Genomic DNA, 21,024 nt, shown 5'->3' on the forward strand with positions numbered 1-21,024 from the left:
TAGCACGCCGGCGCCGCATTACACCGCACCGAATTCGCGCACTTCATCGATCGGCTAGCAACGCTTGAGCGCGGCTCTAACTCCGGGTTTCACCATAGGAGCGGAATTGCCGTCGGGAATCAACCATCGGCGCGAGGAGTCATGAATGACAACCCCCATCACCGCTGCCGACGCGGCGGCGGAACACGCCGCGAACGAGGCGTTCGCGGAGATCCTCTTCTCTCCGGAGGGGCTGGCCGACCCGTTCTCGCGGTACCACCGTCTCCGGGAGGCCGCCGCGGTGCACCGCACCACCCTCGGCACCTGGGTCCTGACCCGCTACGACGACGTCGACGAGTTCCTGCGCAACCGGAACGTCAACAAGGACATCTATCTCTGGATGGCCGGCCGCTTCAGCGGCGAGTGGGACCAGCATCCGGCCCTCGGCAAGCTGGCCGCGAACATGCTCTGGGCGAACCCCCCGGACCACACCCGGCTGCGCCGTATCGCGAACCGCGGGTTCACCCCGCAGCACGTCGAGCGGCACCGGGCGTACATCACGCAGCGCTTCGACGAGCTGATCGCCCCGCTCGCCGAGGCGGGCGGCGGGGACGTCTGCAACGACGTGTTCTTTCCGCTGGCGCTCAGCATGATGGCCCATCTCGTCGGTGTCCCGCAGCACGAGGCGCCCCTCCTGCGGGACAAGATCAGGGATTTCCAGCGGGTGTTCGAGCTGGGCATGACCGCCTCCGAGCTGCAGACCGCCGACCGGGCCGCGGTGTTTCTCGACGACTACTTCGGCGAGCTGGTCCGCCAGCGGCAGCACCGACGGGGGAACGACCTGCTGTCCACGATGATCGACGCGACGGACGACGACGGTGCACGCCTGACGTTCAACCAGCTCGTCCAGATGTGCCACATGATCATCGCAGCCGGGAGCGAGACCACCACCTTCTTCCTGACCAACGGCCTGCGCCTGTTCATCGAGCACCCTGACCAGGCGGCACTGCTGCGCGACGACCCTGGCCTGCTCGACCAGGCACGTGAGGAGATCCTGCGGCACGCGCCCTCGGCGCACATGATCCCCCGGACGACGACCGGACCGGTGTCCGTCGGCGGGGTGGAGATCCCGGCCGGTGCGCGGGTCAGCGTGCTGATCGCGGCCGCGAACCGGGATCCGGCGCGCTTCCCCGACCCGGACCGGTTCGACATCACCCGGACGGGGACCTCCGCGATGGCGTACGGGCTGGGCGCCCACTTCTGCCTGGGCTGGCGGCTGGCGAACCTGCAGGCCGAGGTGGTGTTCCCGGCACTGCTGCACCGCTTCACCGGTTTCGCGATCACCGAGCCGTTGCGCCCCCGCGCACGGGTGGCCTTCCCGCAGATCGAAGGACTGCCGATCCGGTTCCAGCGAGCGGAGGCGACGCGATGACCGCCCCGACCACGGTCCGGTTCCTCTCCTCGGACTACCTGGCCGCGATGGAACGCCTCTCCTCGGCGAACCAGCCGCCCATCCCGCATGTCAACGTCCGGGTCCAGTTCCACGTGACCGGCACACCCGAGGGCCAGGTCGACTACTTCCTGGTGGTGGAGCGGGGCATCATCGTCGCGGCCGGTCGCGGCACGTCACCGGAGTCGGATCTGGCGATCACCACATCCTACCGGGACCTCGTCGACTTCCAGGCCGGCGAGCTGCACGCCGCCACGGCGTTCGTCAGCGGTCAGTTCGCGGTGACCGGAGACAGGGCAAAGCTGCTCGACCTGATGATCGTCTTCGGGTCCGGGCACTACCACGATTTCGTCGCGGACCTCTGGAGCAGAACGACATGGTGACGCACACCATCCTCTTCGCCTTTCCCGACGACATGTCACCGACCGACCGTGACGAGTTCTTCCGCGAGGGCACCCAGATGGCGCTCGACTCCGGGCTGGTGCTGTCCTACCGGCACCAGCCGAGCATCCCGCTGGTCAGCGGAGTGCAACCGGTGTTCGTCCCGTCGGCGATGGCGCAGATCCAGCACGCCGACCTCGACTCGTTGCAGCGGTACCTCACGCATCCGCAGGTGGCCGAGTTCGTCCGGCGGTGGCAGGCGAGGTTCCCCTACCGCGCCGTGTCGGTGAACACCGAAGACCTGCCGATCCCGACATCCGCACCCTGAGCTCCGGGAGCCACCCCATGCCGGTCAACCCGCACGCCCTCGCCCAGCGAGACCCCCGCTTCGCCGACCAACGCTGGCTGCTCGACCTGGTCATCGAACTCCTCGGACCGGAGTGGGACCAGGACCGCCTGCACTACCTCTCGGCTCCGGTCAGCGCCGATCACCGGGGGGCCTTCCTCGGGCTACGGCACTCGATCCGCAAGCTCGACGACTTCACCCGCGAAATGGTCAGGCTCGCGCACCACTTCGAGCGACGCGGCGACCGGCAGCGCCAGTCCGGGCATGCCGTCTCTGCCGGTGACGACTACTTCGCCGCCGCGATCCTCTACGGCGGCGCCCAGTGGCCGATCTTCGCCAACACCGAGTTGACCGTGGTCCTGGAACAGAAGAAGTCGGACTGCTACCAGGCCTACACGGAGAGCGCCGACCACCACGTCGAGCCGGTCGAGATCCCGTACGGCGACCGGACCCTGGCCGGCTGGCTGCACCTGCCGCCCGGGTACGCCGACCGGCCGGAGGCGCTGCCCTGCGTGGTGATGCTCTCCGGCATGGACGGGTTCAAGGAGATGAACGTCTTCGCCTCGGCGGACCGCTACCTGCGCCGCGGGATGGCGGTGCTCTCCTTCGACGGCCCCGGCCAGGGCTCCTCGCTGGTCCGGGAGATCTGGTACGACCCAGCCCACTACGCACAGGTCGGCACCGGCGCGTTCGAACTCGTCGCGGCCCGCCCCGAGATCGACCCGGCCAGGATCATGCTGTGCGGAGTCAGCCAGGGCTCGTTCTGGGCCACCCAGATGGCTGCCGCCGAGTCCCGCTTCGCCGCCTGCGCGGTGATGTTCACCTGTTTCGAGCCGGGCAACACCACCATGCTCACCACCCACTCGCCCACGTTCCGGCAACGCTTCATGTACATGACCGGCACCTCCAGCGTGGCCGAACTCGAGGCGAAGCTCGCGCCGATGAGCGTCGCCGGCCTCGGCGAGCGGATCACCATGCCGTACCTCGTGATGATGGGCGAGGACGACCCGCTCTGCGATCCGGCGGACACCTACGACCACCTCAATACCGTGGTCGGCCCGAAGGAGCTGTTCTTCTACACCGGCGAGCATCACGCACCGGTCACCCGCACCTCCGGCCGACTCGGTCCGGCCGTGTTCGTCGCGGTCGCCGACTGGCTCGCCGACCGTGCCGCGGGCGTGCCTCCCGTGAGCCGGCACGTCACGATCGACGCGCTCGGCCGCAGCCACGCGGAGCCGTGGGGTGGCCGGCGTCGGTACACCTACGGTGCCCCGCTGGACCCCCGGTCCCTATTCAAGGACGGTCCCGAGACCGGCCTCGCCTGACGCTCGGAGTAGCCATGAAAGCCGCGGTCCTGCACACCCTCGGCGACCGGCCACGCTACGCGGAAGTGCCGGAGCCGGCACCGGGCGACGGCCAGGTGGTCGTCGACGTGACAGCCTGCCCGCTGACCAACCTCGACCGGGTGCTCGCGGCGGGCACTCATTTCGCGTCTCCCAGCGCGCTACCGGCGGTGTGCGGTTCCCTCGCTGCCGGACGACTCCCCGGCGGCGCCCGGGTCCTTTTCCGGTCACCGGACGGTGCCATGGCCGAGCGTGCCTTGACGCGACCGGAGCTGTGCACCCCTATCCCGGACGGCGTCGACGACGACGCGGCGGCGGCGATCCAGAACCCCGGGGTCTCGACGTGGGCCGCGCTGGAGTGGCGAGCCCGGATGCGGCCGGGCGAGCACGTGCTCGTCCTGGGAGCGACCGGCGTGGCCGGTCAGATCGCGGTGCAGTTGGCCCGGCACCTCGGTGCGGGCCGCGTCGTGGGTGCCGGTCGCAATCCCCGGGTCCTGGCCGCGCTGCCCGGCATGGGAGCCGATGCCACAATCCGGGTCGACCAGCGCGACGAGGCGTTGGGGGCGGCGTTCCGGGCCGAGGCGGACACCGCCGGTTTCGACGTGGTGATCGACTTCCTCTGGGGCCGTCCCACCGAGGTCCTCCTCGGCGCGCTCGGTCGCGCCGACATGGAACTGCGGTCGCTGCGCACCCGGCTGGTCCAGGTGGGTGCGATGGCCGGCGGCCAGGTGACCCTCTCCGCCGAGGTGTTGCGCAGCAGCGGGGTGGAGATCTGCGGTTTCGGCACGGGAAACGCCCCACCTCCCGCCGAACTGGCACGCCTGCGCGACGGGGTGCTGGCGCTGCTCGCCGGGGGCATTCTCGGCATCGGTCTCCACCGGGTTCCCCTCGCCGAGGTGGCCGAGGTCTGGAACGCCGACGAGCGTGGCGTCCGTACGGTGCTGATCCCGTGACCGTCTCCTCCCTCCGCCTCGGGCTGACCGCCGTCAGCCGGGCGGTCCTGCGGGGCTGCCAGGCCCTCGGTGGGTACGCCGTGATGAGCCCCGGTCTCCTCGGTCCGGTCTCGGCCCCGCCGTCGAGCGGCCCCTGCGCGGCAGATCGGGAGCGCCCGGACCGGGACGTCGTGCCGTGGGCACCGGGCGACCGCCGCGTCGGCCCGAGCGTGATTCGGGCCAAGCTTGAGCGCCCTTTTAAGGGAAAAAAATACCTTTAATCCTGGTTCCGCTCCTCGACACCGACCTCCAGAGGCAGGACGACAGATGAGCCATGCAGACCACGGCACCGCCCGCACCCACGACGACCGGTATGCACCGGTCACCGCGTTGCGCGAGCTGGCCCTCGCCGCCGCCGCGCCCGCGGCGCTACGGGCCGCCCTCCGGATCGGCCTGCCGGACGAACTCGGGGACGTTCCGGTCCCGGTGGCCGACCTGGCGAGCAGCCTCAAGGTCGACACCGCGGTGCTCGACCGCCTACTGCGCAACCTGAGGTGCTACGGGGTCTTCGACGCCACCGACCATGGCATCGTGCACACGCCACTGTCGTCGGTCCTGCGCGAGGACCACCCGCAGAGCCTCAAGCACTGGGTGCTCTGGGTCACCGAGCCCTGGACGTGGGAACTCTGGCCACATCTCGACGAGGCTGTCCGCAACGGCGGCAGCGGCCTCTTCGAACAGAAGTACGGGGCCGACTTCTTCTCGCATCTGCACCAGGTCTGGCCCGAGTCGACCGAGGTGTTCAACCGTTCCCAGACCGAGCTCAGCCGGATCACCTCCGCCTCCATCGCCGACGCACTCGATCTCCGGGCCGCCGCGTCCATCGCCGACGTGGGCGGTGGACGGGGATACAACCTCTCGGTGCTGTTGGAGCGCAATCCGCACCTGCACGGGGTGCTGGTCGACCTCCCGGCCGCCGTCGCCGAACCGGACCCCCGGCTGCGGCCCGATGGGGCGCTCGCCGGACGGTCCCGGGTGCTGGCCGGCGACTGCCTGGAGGAGATCCCCGTCGAGGCCGACGTCTACCTCTTCAAGAGCATCCTGGAATGGGACGACGACCGCACGGTCACGGCGCTGCGCAACGCCGCCGTGGCGGGCCGTCCCGGTGGTCGGGTCCTGATCGTCACCAATCTCGTCGACGACAGCCCGGAGATCAGGTACGCCACCGGCATCGACCTGCTGTTCCTGCTCAACACCAACGGCAGGCGGCACACCAGGAGCGGCGTCACCGAACTCGTCCGCCGGGCGGGGCTACGCCTCGACGGGGTGTCCGAAATCAGGCCGCTGCTACACCTGGTCGAGAGTTCGATCCCGGGGTGAGCCGGCGGTGACCACAGCGGATCCGGCGCGACGGCGGGCCACTGACGCCCGGATCTCCTGCGGATCCAGGGCGAAAGCCCGGCCGCCCTCGCCGGGCCTCCGCCGACTCCGCGCCCGCCTCCCGACCCACCCCCAGGCCCGCCCGCACGTCGCGCAGGCGGGCCTGGGCGTCACTGACCGGCCAGGATCTCCTGCTGGAGACGCTGCGCCTCGGAGGACGGTTCCAGCCCCAGTTCGTGGTCGAGAACCCCACGGAGCTTCTGGTAGACCGTCAGCGCCTCGCCGCGACGCCCACACCGGTACAGGGCCTGCATCAGCCGGATGTGGAACGACTCGTGCAGCTGGTGGGCCGAGACCAGGCGGCGCAGTTCGCCGACGATCTCACCGTGCCGGTCGCCGGCCAGGTCGGCCTCGATACGCGCCGAGACCGCCTCCAGCCGCTGCTCCTCCAGGTAGACCGCCAGGCCTTGGAGGTTGGTGCCCACATTCAGATCGGCCAGCACCGGGCCACGCCACAACGCCAGCGAGTCGCGGAGCAGTTCGGCGGCCCGCGCGTGCTCTCCCAGCCGCAGCGCGGCCAGACCCCGGTCCATCAGGTCCTGGAACCGGAAAATGTCGACGTTGTCCTTTGGGACGCTCAATAGGTACCCACCTGGGCGGGTGGTCAGTATCGTCGTGCCCGCGGTGGACCGGGAAGCCTCTCCGAATGTTCTCCGGAGCTGGTACACGTATGTCTGCACGATTGTCTTGACGGTGCTGGGTGGCCGATCCGGCCACAGTTCGTCGATCAGCTGGTCCATGGTGACCACCGTGTCGGCGTTGGCAGCCAGCGTCGCCAGCACCTGCCGGGGCTTCGCCGCGCTGATGTGCACCAGGCGTTCCTTTTCCGGATGACCGAGGTCGTACACCTCGAGCGTACCGAGAAGACCAATTCGAATGTGCTCACCACGCATGCCGAGTCCCCCGAGGTCAATAGCGACGGTGGCCGGTATCTCTAACCTCTCTCCACTATGGTCGTTGGCTACGCACTCCACCATTCCCGCCGACACAGCATGATTTCTGTGAGGTGCAGTGCCCCGACCAGCGGAGAATTCCGGTGAGGCGGCATGATTTACCCACCGGAGCGGGTGGGTTCTACCCTCTTCCGTCTGCAACGATGACGACTTTGCCGACATGCGCCCCGGTCGCCAGGTACGCGTACGCCGCGCTGATGTCGTCGAAGCCGAACCGCCGGTCGATCACCGGATGCAGACCGTGCTGCTCGACCGCCCGGTTCATCCGCTCGAACGTCTCCCGGCTGGCGTTGGTGAGTCCTCTCAGCGTGAGCTGCTTGGCCAGGATCAGTAGTGGATCGACCCCGCCACCGTGCTTCAGCACCCCGGCGATACTGATGCGCCCACCGACGCGGGCGGCCAGGAGCGACTGGGCCAGAGTTCCGGCACCGCCGACGTCAACGACATGGTCCACCCCGCCCGGGGTGAGCCCGGCCGCCGCCGTTCCCCATCCGGGTGTCCTGACGTGGTTGATCACGTCGGCGGCACCGAGCGCCCGCAGGCGCTCGTGTTTGCCGTCCGAGCCGGAGGTGGCGATCACCCTGGCACCGCCCAGCACCGCGAACTGCAGGGCGAACGTCGAGAGACCGCCACTACCCATAGTAAGCACGTCGTCGCCGGGTTTCACCCGACCCTCCTCGACCACCGCCCGCCATGCCGTCACCCCGGCGCTGGGCAACGTCGCGGCCTCCGCGAAGTCGAGCTGCGCCGGCACCGCGACCAGAGCATCCTCACCGAAGACGACGTACTCGGCCAGCACCCCGTCGACCGCGCCCCCGAGGTCGTACGCGGTCCGCTCCGGCTTACCCGTTCCGGATAACCAGCGCGGGAAGTAGGTGCCGATCACCCGGTCCCCCGCCGACCAGCGGGTCACGCCCGGACCGAGCCGCTCGATCTCACCGGCTCCGTCGGAGAGGGCTACCACGTCGGGCTTCACCGGCCTCGGATACCGACCCTCGGCGATCAGCAGATCGCGGAAGTTGAGGGACCAGGCACGCATACGGACCAGCACCTGCCCGTCCCCCGGCTCCGGAACCGCGCCTTCCCGAAGGGTCAGCCCGACACCCGGCCGCGGTACGCAGAAGTACCTCACGCCGTGCGCCAGTGACACGAACCGACGAGTTCCTCGTCGATCCGGGCGAGCAGCGCCGGGGTGATCTGGTCGAGCGAGTCCACGATGTGCCGCACTCCGGCCTCCACCATGAACCGCCGCTGCCGGCGGTGGGCGGCGCTGCCGGGCAGGCCGATGAACCCGCAGCCGAGCCTCCGCGCGGCCCACGCAACCCGGCTGACGTCGTCGACGAAGACCGCCTCGTCGAACCCGCAGCCGACGACGTCGCGCACGACCCACGCGACGCCCGGCCGGTGCTCGTTGACGCTGACGTACGGATGCTCGGCGTCAAACAGGCCCGCCAGGTGCCCCAGGTACCGGTCGAACGTGTGCTCCCGGGTACGCCCGCCGTAGCAGACCACCCGCACGCCGAGCGTCCGCAGCCCGGTCAGGAACGCGACGACGTGATCGGCCATCCGGATCGGATACTCCTGGAGGTAACGCTGCCGTTCCGACCAGAGCGCGGACAGCGTCGCTTCGACCGGCTGGTCGAGCCCACACAGCCTGGCGACCCGGTCGGCGACGACAGTGTCCCGCAGGCCGACGATGTCCCGTTCGGCCCGCTCGTCGTACCGGCCGCCGTGGCGAAGAACGAACCGCTCGATGACGGCCAGGTAGGTGTCGTCGAGGAGCACGCCGTCGCAGTCGACCGCGACAAGGCGGAGGTGGCACCGTGCGGGTGTCATGCCCGCCTGCCGGTCGACGCGGCCAGCACGCTGTCGGCCGCCTGCCTCGACCGGCGGTTCTCCACCAGATCGATCCGGCGGCGCTCGATCATCGAGTACTCGATCTCGGCCGTCGCGACGACACCGCCGTTCTGCCGTACGGACGCGACCGCCCGGAAGCGGGGCGAGTGCTTCCGTCTCAGGTCGGCGGCGGTGATGTCGGAACTCACCTCGGCGGGCAGGGCGAACAGAAAACTGTCGAAGCGCACGTCGATCCGGTGCCACACCCCCGCGTAGTCGCAGGCCGGCAGGTCCGTGCGGCACGCGGTCTCGAACTGGGCGGTGCAGATCTGGCGCACCGCCTCGATGATCACCATGCCCGGGACATGCTGCCTGCTGTGGTGGTCCAGGACCAGTTCGTTGTCCCGGTGGATGCGCAGGTCGGCCGAGCAGCGGTTGCCGGTCGGATGTCGCAGGCCGGCGAGCAGGACGTTCTCCGACCGCTGCTTGTGCACCGTGGCCGGTGCCACCAGAGGTACCGGGACCGAGGCCGACTCGGCGAGACGCACGCCGCGTCCATGTGTCAACAGAGGTCGCAGTTCGGATTGTTCCACCCCCTGCCCCAGGTGGACCACCCATTCCCGGCCCGACGCCGGGGCACGCCGAGCCGATCGTGCCGCGACCAGGTCCGGGACAGTCAGCACCCGGTCGCCGTCAGCGAACTGCGCGAACCGGGTAGCGACCAGGATGACGTGCTTGACGTCACGCGCGATGCGCGGGTCGCCCGGCAGCGGCGCGTCAGCCGATTCGTAGAGCATGGTCTCCCCTTCGTCGCCGGTACGGATCTGACGCCAAGGTCAGAATGACGTGCACACGTCCAACAGGGCCTCGACCAACGCCTGGGCCATCGCCGAGCCGTGCCAACGGAAGCCGGCGAGTTCGGTGGTGACCACACGCAGCATCGACCGAACCATGTCCGGGCGCGGAGCCACGTCGGCTTCGAGGAACGATTCGAGTTCCTCGGCGGCCCCGTCGAGTTCGCCGAGCCGTAGATAGGCCCGACCGGTGTCGATCTGGATCATCAGTTCCATCGCCTCCCACCGCTGTTCGGGTGGGAGCGTCAGGTGCTCCTCACGAGCCGTACGGAGTTCGGCGAGAGCCAGATCGGTACGTCCCACCGACAACAGCGACGTCCCGGCCATGTAATGCCGCCGATCCTTGCTGATGTTGAAGAACCGGTCCTCGTCGGCGACCGTGAGATCGGTGTCCTCGATCCGCGACCAGCGGCCGATGGCATCGAGCACCTGTCGTTCGGCCTGTACGCCGGCCCAGCCCCGGGCCTCCGCCAGGATGAGCGGCAGATCGGTGACCGACCTGTTCACCCGATACCGCAGGCCGTCGGCGGCCAGTCGGGCCGACTCGACGCCGTTGCCCGCCCAGTACGCCACCCGCGCCTGCGAACTCCGGACCTGCCGTCGGGCGAGCTGGTCGTCGGCATACGAGCCGTAGAGCCACGCGGCAGAGTTGAGTTCCTGCGCGAGGTCGTACCGACCGAGATCCGCTGCGGTCCAGGCCATCATCGCGCAGCACTTCGCACTCAGCAGGTAGAGGTCCCTGGTCTGTTTGGGCCGCTGTCGTCCCTCGATCAGGGTCGAGAGACGAGCGCGCATCACGGACAGTTGGCGGAGCACGGACGCCGGTGACATCCGTGGATAGGCATCGCCGAGACTGTTCATCTCGGACCACAGGTCCTCGATCTGCACGTCGTCGACGTTCGTCTTGGTGAGGTTCACCGCCTCGGCCAGCACTTCCCCGTCGGGATGCGGGTCCGTCGCCGGGGATCCCCACGACCGGCGTGCCACGGCTGCGGGCTGCGACACGGTCGCGGTCTCGTGAAACACCGACCGGTACTCGGCCAGTTCCTTGGGCCGCAGGCTCTCCAGGTCCCGCAGGTCAATCAGGGAGCCGCACTCCGTGCCGTAGACCTGAGCCAGGATGCGCAGGGTGGGCAGGGTTGGCCGCACGCCGCGGTCCGGCCACTTCTCGTACTCCCAGATCCGGGATCCGCGCATGCCGGCGCGCGGATCCCCGTGCACCACGTTGTACCGGTGCGCCGCCATCTCCAGCGACAGCTCCGACGCCAGCCGCCACGCCGTCCTCGGGCGTAGCCGGCACTCCTGGATCAGATCGCGGGCCACCCAGGCGGGGACGTGCTCGTCGGCCACCCCCAGCGCGGTGAGCCGGCCGCGTAGTCCGGTGCGATAGGCCTTGTCACCCGGCTTGGTCTGCCGGCTCATGTCGGCTCTACTGAGCACGCCAACGCATACTCCCCCGTGGAACACGCCGTCCGCACCGTGCTCACCAACAACCTGGCGCCCGGGCGGACCGACATAGGTCGATAGGAATCGCCGTCACCATCCTCAGCGGACGACGGTCGGACCCTCGCGGATCACCACGGAGGTGGGCAGTTCACGGCGACAGGGCCAGGGCGCGGCGGTGGTGGGGTCTCCACCGGCCGCCGCGGAGCCGGGTACCTGCCGGTCGGTACCGCGACGGGCCGGTGACGGCGACCGTCCGGGCCGGGCCGGGACGGACCGGAGCCTGGCGGGCACGGGGTCGTCGGGGCGCTCGACCGGCAGCGGACGGGGCTTAGACGGCACGCGCCCCCCTCAAGACATGAACAGGCATGAATCACCTGTCTTACCGGCTGAGGTGCCACCGCCGCCACCCCGCCCCCGAGGAATGTTCACGATGAGCGAATATCTGCCTACTCTCGGCAATGTCGAGGTCAATAACCTGCACTGTGGTGGTGACCGATGTGGACGTCGAGCCCGGACACCTCGCGCGGCACCGCCATGGCCATGGGCTCCCGGCCGCGCGACGTCGTGCCGGCGACGGGCGCACCGGGACGGTCCCGCCCCGGCGGTGAACCCGGCACACGACCCGGCCTCCGCTGCGCTTACCGCCGGTCGGCCGGCAGGCCGGTCATCCGCCGGAGCCCTCCTCGGCCCCGTCGTGGTGGTCCCCCTCCAGGTAGACGTGCTGATGGCCCTGACCACCGTCGACGTTGACCTGATCGAGCTGGGTCGCGGCGACGGACCAGGCGGCGGCGGCCTGGTCGGCCTGCCGTTTCGCCAGCTCCGTCAGTGCGGCGCGCTGGCCGGGCGGCCCGGTGACCGCCAGCAGGTACGACTCGACGGCGAGGGACGTCTGCTCCACGGCGCTGCGCAGCCCGCCGCGCGCCACGTTGGTGGCGGTCGCGCCCGACGGCGGGTCGGCGAACACCTCCACCGCCCGTCGCAGGGTCTCGCGCCACCGGCGGGCCTGCTCCGGGCCGGGTCGCCGGTCGGCGGGCGGGTCCGCCCGCAGCGCGCCGAGGACGGGCGAGATCTCCTCCCGGAGGCGGCGGGCGGTCGCGGTCAGCTCGACGATCTGCGCACTGTCCCGCTCTGCCTCGGCCCGCCGGATGTCGGCGACGGTCGACTCGACCTCGTCCGGGCGACCGGCCGCGTACCCCACGGCACCGCCCAGCACAGCGATGACGAGCCCGACCGCCACCATGACGGCGAGCCGCTGACGCCGACCCGAGTCGGGCGTGGACAGCTGGTAAGACGGCCTACCGGTACGGCGTGACACGCTGTCCCCCTGCCTGGCTGGAGCCTGCCCGCAGCCTAGCCGCTCCCATCGGGACCGGTCGATACCCGGCGGCCACGGCCACCTGCCCACCGGACCGGGCCGGCCCGCGCCGGTGGGCGTCGTCAGGGCACCGGGGCCGGTCCCGCGCGGTCGGTGGTCCGGCGGGCCGACCGGGGCGCGGGGAACAGGGGCCGGCCCACCCGGATGACGTGCAGCAGCCGGTGCGGCGCGACGTCGAGCAACGCGCCGAGTGCGGTCCGGGTGGCGGGGACGTCGATGAGCTGGCTGAGTGGATGGGCGGCCAGCCCCGCCGTGTGCAGGAGCAGCCAGTTGCGCAGCAGCACCCGGCCGAACTCCACCTCGCCGGGCCGGTCGAGGTGTTCCGGGGCGAGCAGGACCAGGACGGCGCCGCCGTGGGCGAGCGGGTCGCCGGCGGCGACGGCGAGCAGCCGCGGCAGTCCCAGCGGACGCAGCACCGGGTACCCGGCCAGCGCCACCCGCAGCCCGGTGGCGGCGGGCCGCGACAGCCCCAGGCACCGGTCGGTGAGCCCGTCGGCGTGGTAGTCCGGGTGTGCGGGGTCCAGCCGCAGCCAGCGGCGCAGCTCGGCGACGACCGTCGGGTCCGCGTAGAGCCGCCGGTCGGCGGCGCGCAGCAGGGCGCCGAGCCGACCGGCGGGCGGCACGGTCCGGACGGCTCCGCCGGCCTGCCGGGCCACCGCGTCCACCGCGGCGAGGGTGTCCCGCTCCACGCCCCCGGCGAGACCGCCCCGGTGGGTCCGGCGTTCCCACACGTCAGTGGTGCGGAAGGGGGTCGGGTAGCGGTCGGCGGCGGGCCGCAGCCACCCCACCCGGCGGTGCCGTTCGTCGTGGTCGGCCGCGTACTCCAGCCGCAGGCCGGCATCGGCCGCGACGACCAGGCAGGTCTCGACGAACGCGCCGAGGGACAGCCGCAGGTCCCGGCCGGTGGGGTCGGCGGCGGGCAGGGTGTGGGCGGGATCCCAGCCGATCCGGATCGCGTCGGCGTCGTAGCGCAGCCGCCAGGGCTGGGTGTTGTGGGCGCTCGGTGCCCGCCAGCACCACGGTTCGAGCGCCCGGAACGCGTCGAGGTCCACCTACCGCTCCTTGGCGTAGAAGGTGTAGCCGTGCAGCGGGCGACCGCCGAGCCGGCGGTACTGGGCGGCCGAGGCGGGGTTGTCCCGCCCGACGTACGTGCTGCGCAGCGTGGTGTAGCCGGCGGTGTGCAGGTTGCGGTGCAGGTGCGCGGCGAGCAGCCGTTGGTAGCCCCGGCCCTGGTGCTGCGGGAGCACCCCCTTGACGATCAGCACCGCCTCCCGGCGGTAGCGGCGGCGGGCGGCCAGCAGCCGGGCCTGGTTGACCAGGTGCAGGTCGCCCCGGACGGCGATCAGGAACTCGCTGATGTCGGGTACGCAGAGCACGAAGGCCACCGGGCGGTCGTCCCGGGTCAGGTAGAGCAGCAACGACTCGTCCAGCAGGTACGCCAGCCCGTCGGTCTGTCGCCGCAACTGCGCGGCGGAGATCGGCGTGTAGTACCCGAGCTGGGCGAAGGAGGCGTTGAGCATCCCGCGCAGCAGGTCGAGCTGCTCGTCGAGCCGCCGGACGTCGCCGTGGTGCAGCGCGATCCGCGCGCCGTCCCGGTCGACCTGCACCGGCGGGGCCGGCTCCGCCGGGGCGGGCACCGGGCAGATCCAGGTGTCGGACTCGAACCGGCGGCCGAACCCGTACGCCTCGTAGGCGGTGGCGTACCACGGTGGGTTCCAGGCACTGTCGACGAAGCCCCGCTCGGCGTGCCCGGAGGTGATCACCCCGCCGGCCTGGTTGGGCAGCAGGGCCACCGGGCCGAACAGCAGTTCCCGGTCGGTGCCGGCGTGTTCGGAGATCGCGTCGAACAGCGGTCCCGCGGCCGGCTCGGTGAACTCGGTGAGCCCGAAGAGCTGGCACCGGCGGCCGAGCTTGGCGTCGAAGGCGGCGTCGGTGTGCAGGGTGGTCCGGCCGACCACCGTGCCGGCGGCGTCGCGCAGCAGGTACAGCGGCACGCCGTCACGCCACCAGCGGCGGATCTGCTGCCGGGGCACCGGCACGTGGCGGGGTTCGCCGGCGTACAGCCGGTCACCGAAGGCCAGGAAGCGGCGCAGGTCGCGGCGGTCGGTGACCCGCTCGAAGCGGTGCCGGGCGGGGCTCATCGGCGCACCGCCGGCCCGGTCGTCTCCGCGCCCAGCGGGGTGAAGGTGTCGATGTGCCCCATCTCGGTGCCCTCGGCCCGCCAGGTGCCGTTGGAGTAGCCGTCGGGGCTGGCGGTGTAGAGCCGGATGAAGCCGGCGGTGGCGTTGCGGGTGCCGTCGGTCAGCCAGAGCATCAGCCGGCGGTGGTGCCGGGTGCGGGCGAAGCGCAGCATCGCGTCGCGGTCGGTGAAGAACGCGATGGTGCCGAGGGTCAGCGGGAACTGCCAGTAGACGGTGTGCCAGCAGTAGCCGTTCATCCGGCGCATGTCGCGCAGCATCCGGAACCAGGACGGGGCCAGCCTCAGCAGCACCAGCGGGTTGGTGTAGCGGGTGCCGCCGATGAACATGGCGCCGGCGCGGGCCTGCGCGGGGGCTCGGGAGAAGTCACGGGTACGCACGGTCACCTCACCAGGTAGCTGTTCTTGATCTTCTGTTGGCCGGCGAACGGGCCGGTGCCGGGTTCGTGCAGCTCGATCCGCAGGTCCCCGGCGGTGGAGTCCTCCACCAGGGACTGGGCGAAGTCCCGCGACACGGTGGCCAGGTGCCGGCGTACCCCCTGGCGGCAGGCGTCGGCGAGGGCGGCGCGTTGCGGGGCGGTCAGCGGGCGGCGCAGTTCGAGGTGGATCACCGGCCGGGTCTCCAGCGTCGCGTCCTCGACCAGGGCCAGGCAGAACCGGCTGATCTCGGCGGCCGACGGGTTGCCGGCGTAGAGGCCGTACTCGACGTCCTGCGGGTAGAGGTTCGCGCCGAGGTAGGAGACCGTGGAGTCGCTGCGGCCGAAGAGCATCAGCAGCGGCAGGGTCATCCGCTCGGCGGCGAGCGCGGTGCGCAGTTCGGCCCGGCGTACCGGGTCGGCCTCCACCAGCTCGACGACCCGCCGGTACGACACGAGCAGCGCCTCGTCCCCGACGTTGTACCGCAGCCGGGGCTGGAGCACGTCACCGCCGGTGACCGTGCAGAGCAGCTCCCGCCGCTCGTTGGTCTCCAGGAAGGTGGCGAACGGGTTGTACTGGAACACCATCGGCAACCGTTGCTCGTCCGCGCCGAGCAGGGCGTCGCGCAGCCCCCGGTCGGTCTGCAGGCGGCGACGTAGCCACACCGTGAACCGGGTCTCCGCGCCGATGCCGATGCTCAGGTCGGACGCCCCGTACGCCGACCGGACGAGGTCGAAGCGTTGCTCCAGGTAGTCGCGCAGCGCCTCGGTCATCCCCTCGCCGCCGCAGCTGGCCGAGATCCGGTAGCGGGACCAGGGGAAGTCCTCGGCGTCGAGCCGGTCGCGCAGGTGCTTGAGGAACGGCGGGTAGGCGGTCACCAGGTAGTCGAAGTCGGGGCCGAACTCCCGCAGCGTGTCGATGATCTTTCCGAGGTCGGGGCCGGTGTTCTTCACCACCGCGATCCGGGCCATCGCCGCGCCGGTCGTCGTCCCGGTCGCCCAGGCCCCCATCGAGTAGGCGTTGATGACGAACGGCCGGCGCATCGGGAAGACCAGTCCGGTGTAGCCGGCGATGTCCCGGTGCACGGCGCGGAGTTCCCGCTCGCTGCGGGGCCAGTTGAACGGCCGCCCGGCCGAGCCGGCCGACTCGTCGACGACCACACCCCGGGTGGGCAACCGTCCGTGCCGGCAGCGGGCGGCGGCGTCGTGGGCCACCACGTAGCTGTGCTTGTCGGTCTCCGGGAAGTCGGTGAGCCGGCGGCGGGCGGCGGCCGGGCGGGCGCGCAGGAAGTCCCGGTAGGCGGGGACCTGCCGGGCGGCGCGGGCGCAGACCGCCCGGGCGTGCGCTTCGGCCAGCCCGTCCAGCGCCGGGTGGTGCCGCCGGGCCACCCAGCGCCAGCCGGCCGGGTGGCGACCGACGAGCCGGCTCAGCGCGGCGACCGTCCGGCCGAGGGCACCCGTCCCGACCGACCGGCCGTGCGCCACCACGGCCGGCAACGGCGATTCGACGGTACGCAGGGCGACGGGGCGGTGCGGTAGCTCGGCCATGACAAGCATCCTGTCTGGGCCGTCGCGCCGGATCCTGAGGCCGGATACGGTGCGGTACTGAGTACCCCTACTCGGTCGGGTGGCGACGCGGGGCCGGGCGCGGCCCGGCTGCGGTGCCGGGGCCGGGGCGCGGCCCGGCGGAGACACAGGGGCCGGGGCGCGGCCCGGCGGCGGGGCCGGTGTTCCCGGGTCAGCCGGCGCGGTCGAGGATGCTCGTCCGGGCTGCGGCGTACCGGTCGCGGACCGTCGGCACCGCGTCCGCCTCGTGCCTCCGCACCGCGCCGGCCGTCCACGGTGGGGGTTGCCGCCGGCCCGACAGCATCCAGGCCGCCTGACGGGCGGCGCCGTCGGCGACGTACTCCCCCGGCGGGGGGACGAGCACGGGGCGGCCGAAGACGGTGGGGGCGATCCGGCGCACCGCCTCGGAGCGGGCGCCGCCGCCGACCAGGATCACCCGGTCGACCGTCGTGCCCTGCGCGACCATGGCGTCCAGCCCGTCCGCGAGCGCGCACAGCATGCCCTCCACCGCCGCGCGGGCCAGGTGCGTGGGGGTGGCGGTACGCACGGTCAGGCCGTGCACCGCGCCGGTGGCGTGCGGACGGTCCGGGGTGCGCTCCCCCTCCAGGTAGGGCACCATGACCAGCCCGTCCGCGCCCGGCGGGGCGGACAGCGCCAGGGCCGACAGCCCGGCGTGGTCGACCCGCAGCACGGCGGCGGTCGCGTCCAGCACCCGGGCGGCGTTGAGGGTGCACACCAGCGGCAGGAACCGGCCGGTCGCGTCGGCGAAGCCGGCCACGATGCCGCTCGGATCGGCGGCCGGCACGTCGGACACCGTGGACACGATCCCGGAGGTGCCGATCGAGACGATCATGTCGCCCGGTTCCGCGCCGACGCCGAGGGCCGCCGCCGCGCAGTCGCCGGCCCCGGCTCCCAGCGCCGCTCCGGTGAGCGACTGCCCGGCCCGGTCGCTCGGCCCGAGCACCTGCGGCAGCAGCACGTCCTCCCGGCCGAGGGCCAATCCGACCAGGTCCCCGCGGTACGTGCCGGCCGCCGCCGACCAGTAGCCGGTCCCGCTGGCCTCGCTGCGGTCGGTGCGCAGCGCGGCGAGCTCCGGTGCGCCGGCCAGCCGCCAGGTCAGCCAGTCGTGCGGCAGGCACACGGCGGCGGTCCGGCGCGCGTTGTCCGGTTCGACGCGAGCGAGCCAGCGCAGCTTGCTGACGGTGAAGCTGGCCACCGGCACCAGACCGACCGCCGTCGCCCAGGCCCGCCGCCCGGTGTCACCGCCGCCGAGATCCGCGATCAGCTCGGTGGCGGCGGCGGCCGAGCGGGTGTCGTTCCACAGCAGGGCGTCCCGGACCACCGTGCCGTCGGCGTCCAGGCACACCATGCCCTGCTGCTGGCCGGCGACCGACAGGGCCGCCACGTCGTCCAGTCCGCCGGCCCGGGTCACCGCCTCGGCCAGGGCGGCCTCCCATGCGGCGGGCGGCACGGCGGTGCCGGTGGGGTGCGGGGCGCGGTCTTCGCGCACCAGCGTCCCGGTCTCGGCGTCCCGGATCACGACCTTGCACGACTGGGTCGACGAGTCGACGCCGGCGACGAGGGGCACCGGTCCTCCCTGGGGATCGGCGGGATGGGCGGCGGATGGGCCGGAGTCCGTCGGCCCCCTATTTGTTCAATGGATGAATTATTTGGTCGGGCCGGTGCGCTGTCAAGGCCCGGCCCGCCGGCGGCGTACCGCCAGGACCACCGACAGCAGCACCAGCAGTACCCCCGCGCCCACCCCGGCCGACAGCCAGCGGATCCGGCCGTCGGCCGGACCGGTCGTGTCGGCGATCCAGTCGGCGAGGACGTCGGTACGGGCGCTGAAGTCGGGACCGGGGTGCGGGCATCCCGGGCCGGTGCTGACGACCGCGACCAGCACGGCCGTGCCGTCCGGCTGCTCCCGGAAGTAGGGGCCGCCGGAGTCGTGCGGGCACGGGCTGGTGTCCGCGCGGGGCCGCCAGCCGGTCGTCTCGACGACGTCGGCACCGACCCGGCCGACGGTGAACCGGCCGGTCTGGAGCCGGTCCGTCGGCGCGGGCCCGTCGGCGGTGGTCAGGCCGTACCCGGTCAGCCGGAGGACCTCCCCCACCACCGGCGGCCCGTCGGCGAGCCGCACCGGCGGCACGTCGGTGATCGCGGTGTCGAGTTCGACCAGGGCCACGTCGACGGCGTCCGCCTGGTGGACCGCGACGGCCCCGGCCTCGTACCCGGCCCGGCCGCCCAGGTCGGTGCGGCCGACCGTGACCCTGGTCCGGTCGGCCACCAGCCGGCCGACCCGCCGGCCGTCGGGGGTACGGAAGCAGTGGCCGGCGGTGATCACCCAGCGCGGGGCGATCAGCGCGCCCGAGCACCAACTGTCCCGGCTGCCGCCACCCGGCACGGGCAGGCCGGTCATGGTCAGCCGGGCCGAGAACCCGTACGCCCCGTCGGCCGCGTCCTCCCCGTGGGCGATCGCCGAGGCCGGCCGGGCCGCGACGGGGGCGACGGCAACCGCCAGGGCCGTCAGGGCGACCATGACACACTGTGTGGCGAGTCGGAGCACGGGTTTCACCAGCCTGTACGCGCGGAGGACGGGAACGCACCGATGCTGCGGCCCCGGTCGTCCACGGAGCGTCAGGGGCGCCCTTATCGGTTCTTTATCCGACTGATGCCAGCCTTGCGGGCGGTCCCGGGCAGGGGGGAAACGACGGAAAGGGGACGCGGTGCGGGTGCTGATGGCCGACGACGAGCGGGTGCTGGCCGACATGGTGGCCCAAGGGCTGCGCCGGTTGTCCATGGCCGTCGACGTGGTCTACGACGGTGACAGCGCCCTGGACCGGCTCGCGGTCAACCGTTACGACGTGGCCGTCCTCGACCGGGACATGCCCGGCCGGACCGGCGACGAGGTGTGCCGGTGGATCGCCGACTCCGACACCGGCACCCGGGTGCTGCTGCTGACCGCCGCGGCCGGCATCCGGCAACGCGTCGAGGGTCTCGGCCTGGGTGCGGACGACTACCTGACCAAACCGTTCGCCTTCGCCGAGCTGGTCGCCCGGTTGCAGGCGCTGTCCCGGCGCTCCACCCCGGCGCTGCCCCCGGTGCTGGAGCAGGACGGCATCGTGCTGGACGTCACCCGGCACACGGCCTCCCGCGACGGGCTGGCCCTGTCGTTGTCACCGAAGGAGTACGCCGTGCTGCACGTGCTGATGCGCGCCGGGGGCCGGGTGGTGAGCGCCGAGGACCTCCTGGAGCAGGCCTGGGACGAACACACCGACCCGTTCACCAACACGGTACGGACCACCGTGATGACCCTGCGCCGTAAGCTCGGCGACCCGCCGGTGATCCACACCCTGCCCCGCGTCGGCTACCGGCTCGGGGCATGAGCCTCCCCTCACCGGCCCGGCGGATGCTCCTGGTGCTCGGGGCGCTCCTGCTCGTGTCCCCGTTCGTGACGACGGCCGCCGAGCTGCTGCTCGCGCTGTGGCGGGAGTTCGGCCCGTCCTGGTGCGCCACGCCCGAGTTGCGGGCGCCGGGCGAGGACTCCTCCTTCGTCTGCGTCCAGGTGTTCCGGCGGCCGCGCATCCCGCTGGCCGTCGCCGTGACGGTCGTGCTGCTGGCGCTGCTGGCCGTCGGCTACCCGGCCGTCCGCTGGTGCCTGCGTCCGCTGCGGGACCTCGTCCCGGTGATCGCCAACGTCGGGCCGCAGAACCTCGGCCACCGGCTCAGGCCCGGCCCCGGCCGCGACGAACTGGCCGTCCTGGGCCGCACCATCGACGAGATGATGGACCGGATAGCGGTGGGCTACGAGGCCCAGCGTCGGTTCGCTGCGGACGCCTCCCACGAGCTGCGCACCCCGCTCGCCGTCCAACGCACCCTGATCGAGGTGGGCCTGGCCCGGACCCTCGACGACGCCCAGCTCGCGCTGCTCGCCGCCCAGCTGCTGGAGACCAACGAGCGCAACGAGCGCCTGATCGAGGGGCTGCTGGTGCTCAGCGAGAGCGACCGTGGCCTGCTCACCCGTACCCCACTGCGGCTCGACCGGATCGTCGAGACGGTGCTCGACGCCCACCGCGCCCGGGCCGAGGAGGCCGGCGTCACGGTCGTCAGCCGGCTGGCGCCCCGGCTGGTCGCCGGGGAGCAGGTGCTGCTGGAACGGCTGGTGGTCAACCTGGTGCAGAACGGTCTGAAGTACAACCGCCCCGGGGGCACCCTGGAGGTGCGGGTCGGTGCGAATCCGGCGCTGGTCGTCGGGAACACCGGCGACGACATCCCCCCGGACGAGGTCGCCGCCCTGTTCGAGCCGTTCCGCCGCCGGTCCGGCAGGCGCATCGACCACAGCGGCGGCGCGGGCCTCGGACTGGCCATCGCCCGGTCGATCACCCGGGCGCACGAGGGCGTCATCGCCGCCTCCTCCACCGGCCGGGACGGGCTGCGGGTCCAGGTCACCTTCCCGCCGGTGGCCGACGCCCCCGCCACCGGGGCCGACGGCTGATCCGCCGCACAGCCC

The 21,024-nt window shown here is 72.1% G+C and carries 20 protein-coding genes; 8 read left to right on the top strand and 12 right to left on the bottom strand.

Annotated elements, in window-relative coordinates; genetic code table 11:
• The first annotated feature begins 145 nt into the window (after positions 1 to 145).
• From GA0070623_RS07015 to GA0070623_RS07045, 6 genes are all read left to right on the top strand, one after another.
• Positions 146 to 1,411: a cytochrome P450 gene (locus GA0070623_RS07015; protein ID WP_067302440.1), complete on the top strand. Its 1,266-nt coding sequence runs from the start codon at positions 146 to 148 to the stop codon at positions 1,409 to 1,411.
• Complete coding sequence (locus tag GA0070623_RS07020; RefSeq protein WP_067302436.1) at positions 1,408 to 1,812, top strand: SCP2 sterol-binding domain-containing protein; 405 nt, start codon at positions 1,408 to 1,410, stop codon at positions 1,810 to 1,812. The genes GA0070623_RS07015 and GA0070623_RS07020 overlap by 4 nt, the downstream gene beginning before the upstream one ends.
• Entirely contained in the window at positions 1,806 to 2,138 is a 333-nt protein-coding gene (locus tag GA0070623_RS07025) for an antibiotic biosynthesis monooxygenase family protein (protein WP_067302433.1), read from the top strand. Before GA0070623_RS07020 ends, GA0070623_RS07025 begins: the two co-directional genes overlap by 7 nt.
• A 17-nt stretch (positions 2,139 to 2,155) precedes the next feature.
• On the top strand, positions 2,156 to 3,481 hold the full coding sequence (locus GA0070623_RS07030; protein WP_067302430.1) for an alpha/beta hydrolase family protein: 1,326 nt from the start codon (positions 2,156 to 2,158) through the stop codon (positions 3,479 to 3,481).
• A gap of 14 nt (positions 3,482 to 3,495) precedes the next feature.
• Entirely contained in the window at positions 3,496 to 4,452 is a 957-nt protein-coding gene (locus GA0070623_RS07035) for a quinone oxidoreductase family protein (RefSeq protein WP_067302427.1), read from the top strand.
• Between the two features lie 306 nt (positions 4,453 to 4,758).
• Positions 4,759 to 5,811, top strand: a complete 1,053-nt coding sequence (locus tag GA0070623_RS07045) for a methyltransferase (protein WP_084261059.1) — start codon at positions 4,759 to 4,761, stop codon at positions 5,809 to 5,811.
• A gap of 170 nt (positions 5,812 to 5,981) precedes the next feature.
• On the opposite strand, the gene GA0070623_RS07050 is transcribed toward GA0070623_RS07045, so the two are convergent.
• The 12 genes from GA0070623_RS07050 to GA0070623_RS07105 all read right to left on the bottom strand — a co-directional run bounded on the left by GA0070623_RS07050 (position 5,982) and on the right by GA0070623_RS07105 (position 19,053).
• The gene (locus GA0070623_RS07050) at positions 5,982 to 6,719 is read right to left on the bottom strand and encodes an AfsR/SARP family transcriptional regulator (RefSeq protein ID WP_172898374.1); all 738 of its coding nucleotides are present in this window, start codon (positions 6,717 to 6,719) and stop codon (positions 5,982 to 5,984) included.
• Positions 6,720 to 6,945: 226 nt separating this feature from the next.
• The gene (locus GA0070623_RS07055) at positions 6,946 to 7,863 is read right to left on the bottom strand and encodes a zinc-dependent alcohol dehydrogenase family protein (RefSeq protein ID WP_197700058.1); all 918 of its coding nucleotides are present in this window, start codon (positions 7,861 to 7,863) and stop codon (positions 6,946 to 6,948) included.
• Positions 7,864 to 7,952: 89 nt separating this feature from the next.
• On the bottom strand, positions 7,953 to 8,660 hold the full coding sequence (locus GA0070623_RS07060) for an HAD family hydrolase (protein WP_067302417.1): 708 nt from the start codon (positions 8,658 to 8,660) through the stop codon (positions 7,953 to 7,955).
• Positions 8,657 to 9,457 carry an AfsA-related hotdog domain-containing protein gene (locus GA0070623_RS07065; RefSeq protein WP_067302414.1) on the bottom strand — a complete coding sequence of 267 codons (801 nt, stop codon included), beginning with the start codon at positions 9,455 to 9,457 and terminating at the stop codon, positions 8,657 to 8,659. Before GA0070623_RS07065 ends, GA0070623_RS07060 begins: the two co-directional genes overlap by 4 nt.
• Positions 9,458 to 9,496: 39 nt before the next feature.
• Complete coding sequence (locus tag GA0070623_RS07070) at positions 9,497 to 10,954, bottom strand: hypothetical protein (RefSeq protein ID WP_197700059.1); 1,458 nt, start codon at positions 10,952 to 10,954, stop codon at positions 9,497 to 9,499.
• A gap of 670 nt (positions 10,955 to 11,624) precedes the next feature.
• Entirely contained in the window at positions 11,625 to 12,200 is a 576-nt protein-coding gene (locus tag GA0070623_RS07075) for a hypothetical protein (RefSeq protein ID WP_231932702.1), read from the bottom strand.
• 197 nt (positions 12,201 to 12,397) lie between these two features.
• Positions 12,398 to 13,387, bottom strand: coding sequence for a nitroreductase family protein (locus tag GA0070623_RS07080; protein WP_067302409.1), 990 nt, complete (start codon positions 13,385 to 13,387; stop codon positions 12,398 to 12,400).
• Entirely contained in the window at positions 13,388 to 14,476 is a 1,089-nt protein-coding gene (locus tag GA0070623_RS07085; protein ID WP_067302406.1) for a GNAT family N-acetyltransferase, read from the bottom strand. It abuts the gene before it with no gap.
• Positions 14,473 to 14,919 carry a DUF4188 domain-containing protein gene (locus GA0070623_RS07090; RefSeq protein ID WP_231932703.1) on the bottom strand — a complete coding sequence of 149 codons (447 nt, stop codon included), beginning with the start codon at positions 14,917 to 14,919 and terminating at the stop codon, positions 14,473 to 14,475. The genes GA0070623_RS07085 and GA0070623_RS07090 overlap by 4 nt, the downstream gene beginning before the upstream one ends.
• Complete coding sequence (locus GA0070623_RS07095; protein WP_067302403.1) at positions 14,916 to 16,496, bottom strand: phenylacetate--CoA ligase family protein; 1,581 nt, start codon at positions 16,494 to 16,496, stop codon at positions 14,916 to 14,918. The genes GA0070623_RS07090 and GA0070623_RS07095 overlap by 4 nt, the downstream gene beginning before the upstream one ends.
• A gap of 190 nt (positions 16,497 to 16,686) precedes the next feature.
• Positions 16,687 to 18,102, bottom strand: a complete 1,416-nt coding sequence (locus GA0070623_RS07100) for an FGGY-family carbohydrate kinase (protein ID WP_067302400.1) — start codon at positions 18,100 to 18,102, stop codon at positions 16,687 to 16,689.
• Between the two features lie 102 nt (positions 18,103 to 18,204).
• Positions 18,205 to 19,053, bottom strand: coding sequence for a S1 family peptidase (locus tag GA0070623_RS07105; protein WP_067302397.1), 849 nt, complete (start codon positions 19,051 to 19,053; stop codon positions 18,205 to 18,207).
• Between the two features lie 187 nt (positions 19,054 to 19,240).
• Here GA0070623_RS07105 and GA0070623_RS07110 point away from each other — a divergent pair, with 187 nt between their 5' ends.
• Complete coding sequence (locus GA0070623_RS07110) at positions 19,241 to 19,900, top strand: response regulator transcription factor (protein WP_067302394.1); 660 nt, start codon at positions 19,241 to 19,243, stop codon at positions 19,898 to 19,900.
• Entirely contained in the window at positions 19,897 to 21,009 is a 1,113-nt protein-coding gene (locus GA0070623_RS07115) for a sensor histidine kinase (RefSeq protein WP_067302391.1), read from the top strand. The genes GA0070623_RS07110 and GA0070623_RS07115 overlap by 4 nt, the downstream gene beginning before the upstream one ends.
• Positions 21,010 to 21,024 lie beyond the last annotated feature (15 nt).

This window comes from Micromonospora rifamycinica (assembly GCF_900090265.1).
Classification (GTDB): Bacteria; Actinomycetota; Actinomycetes; order Mycobacteriales; family Micromonosporaceae; genus Micromonospora; species Micromonospora rifamycinica.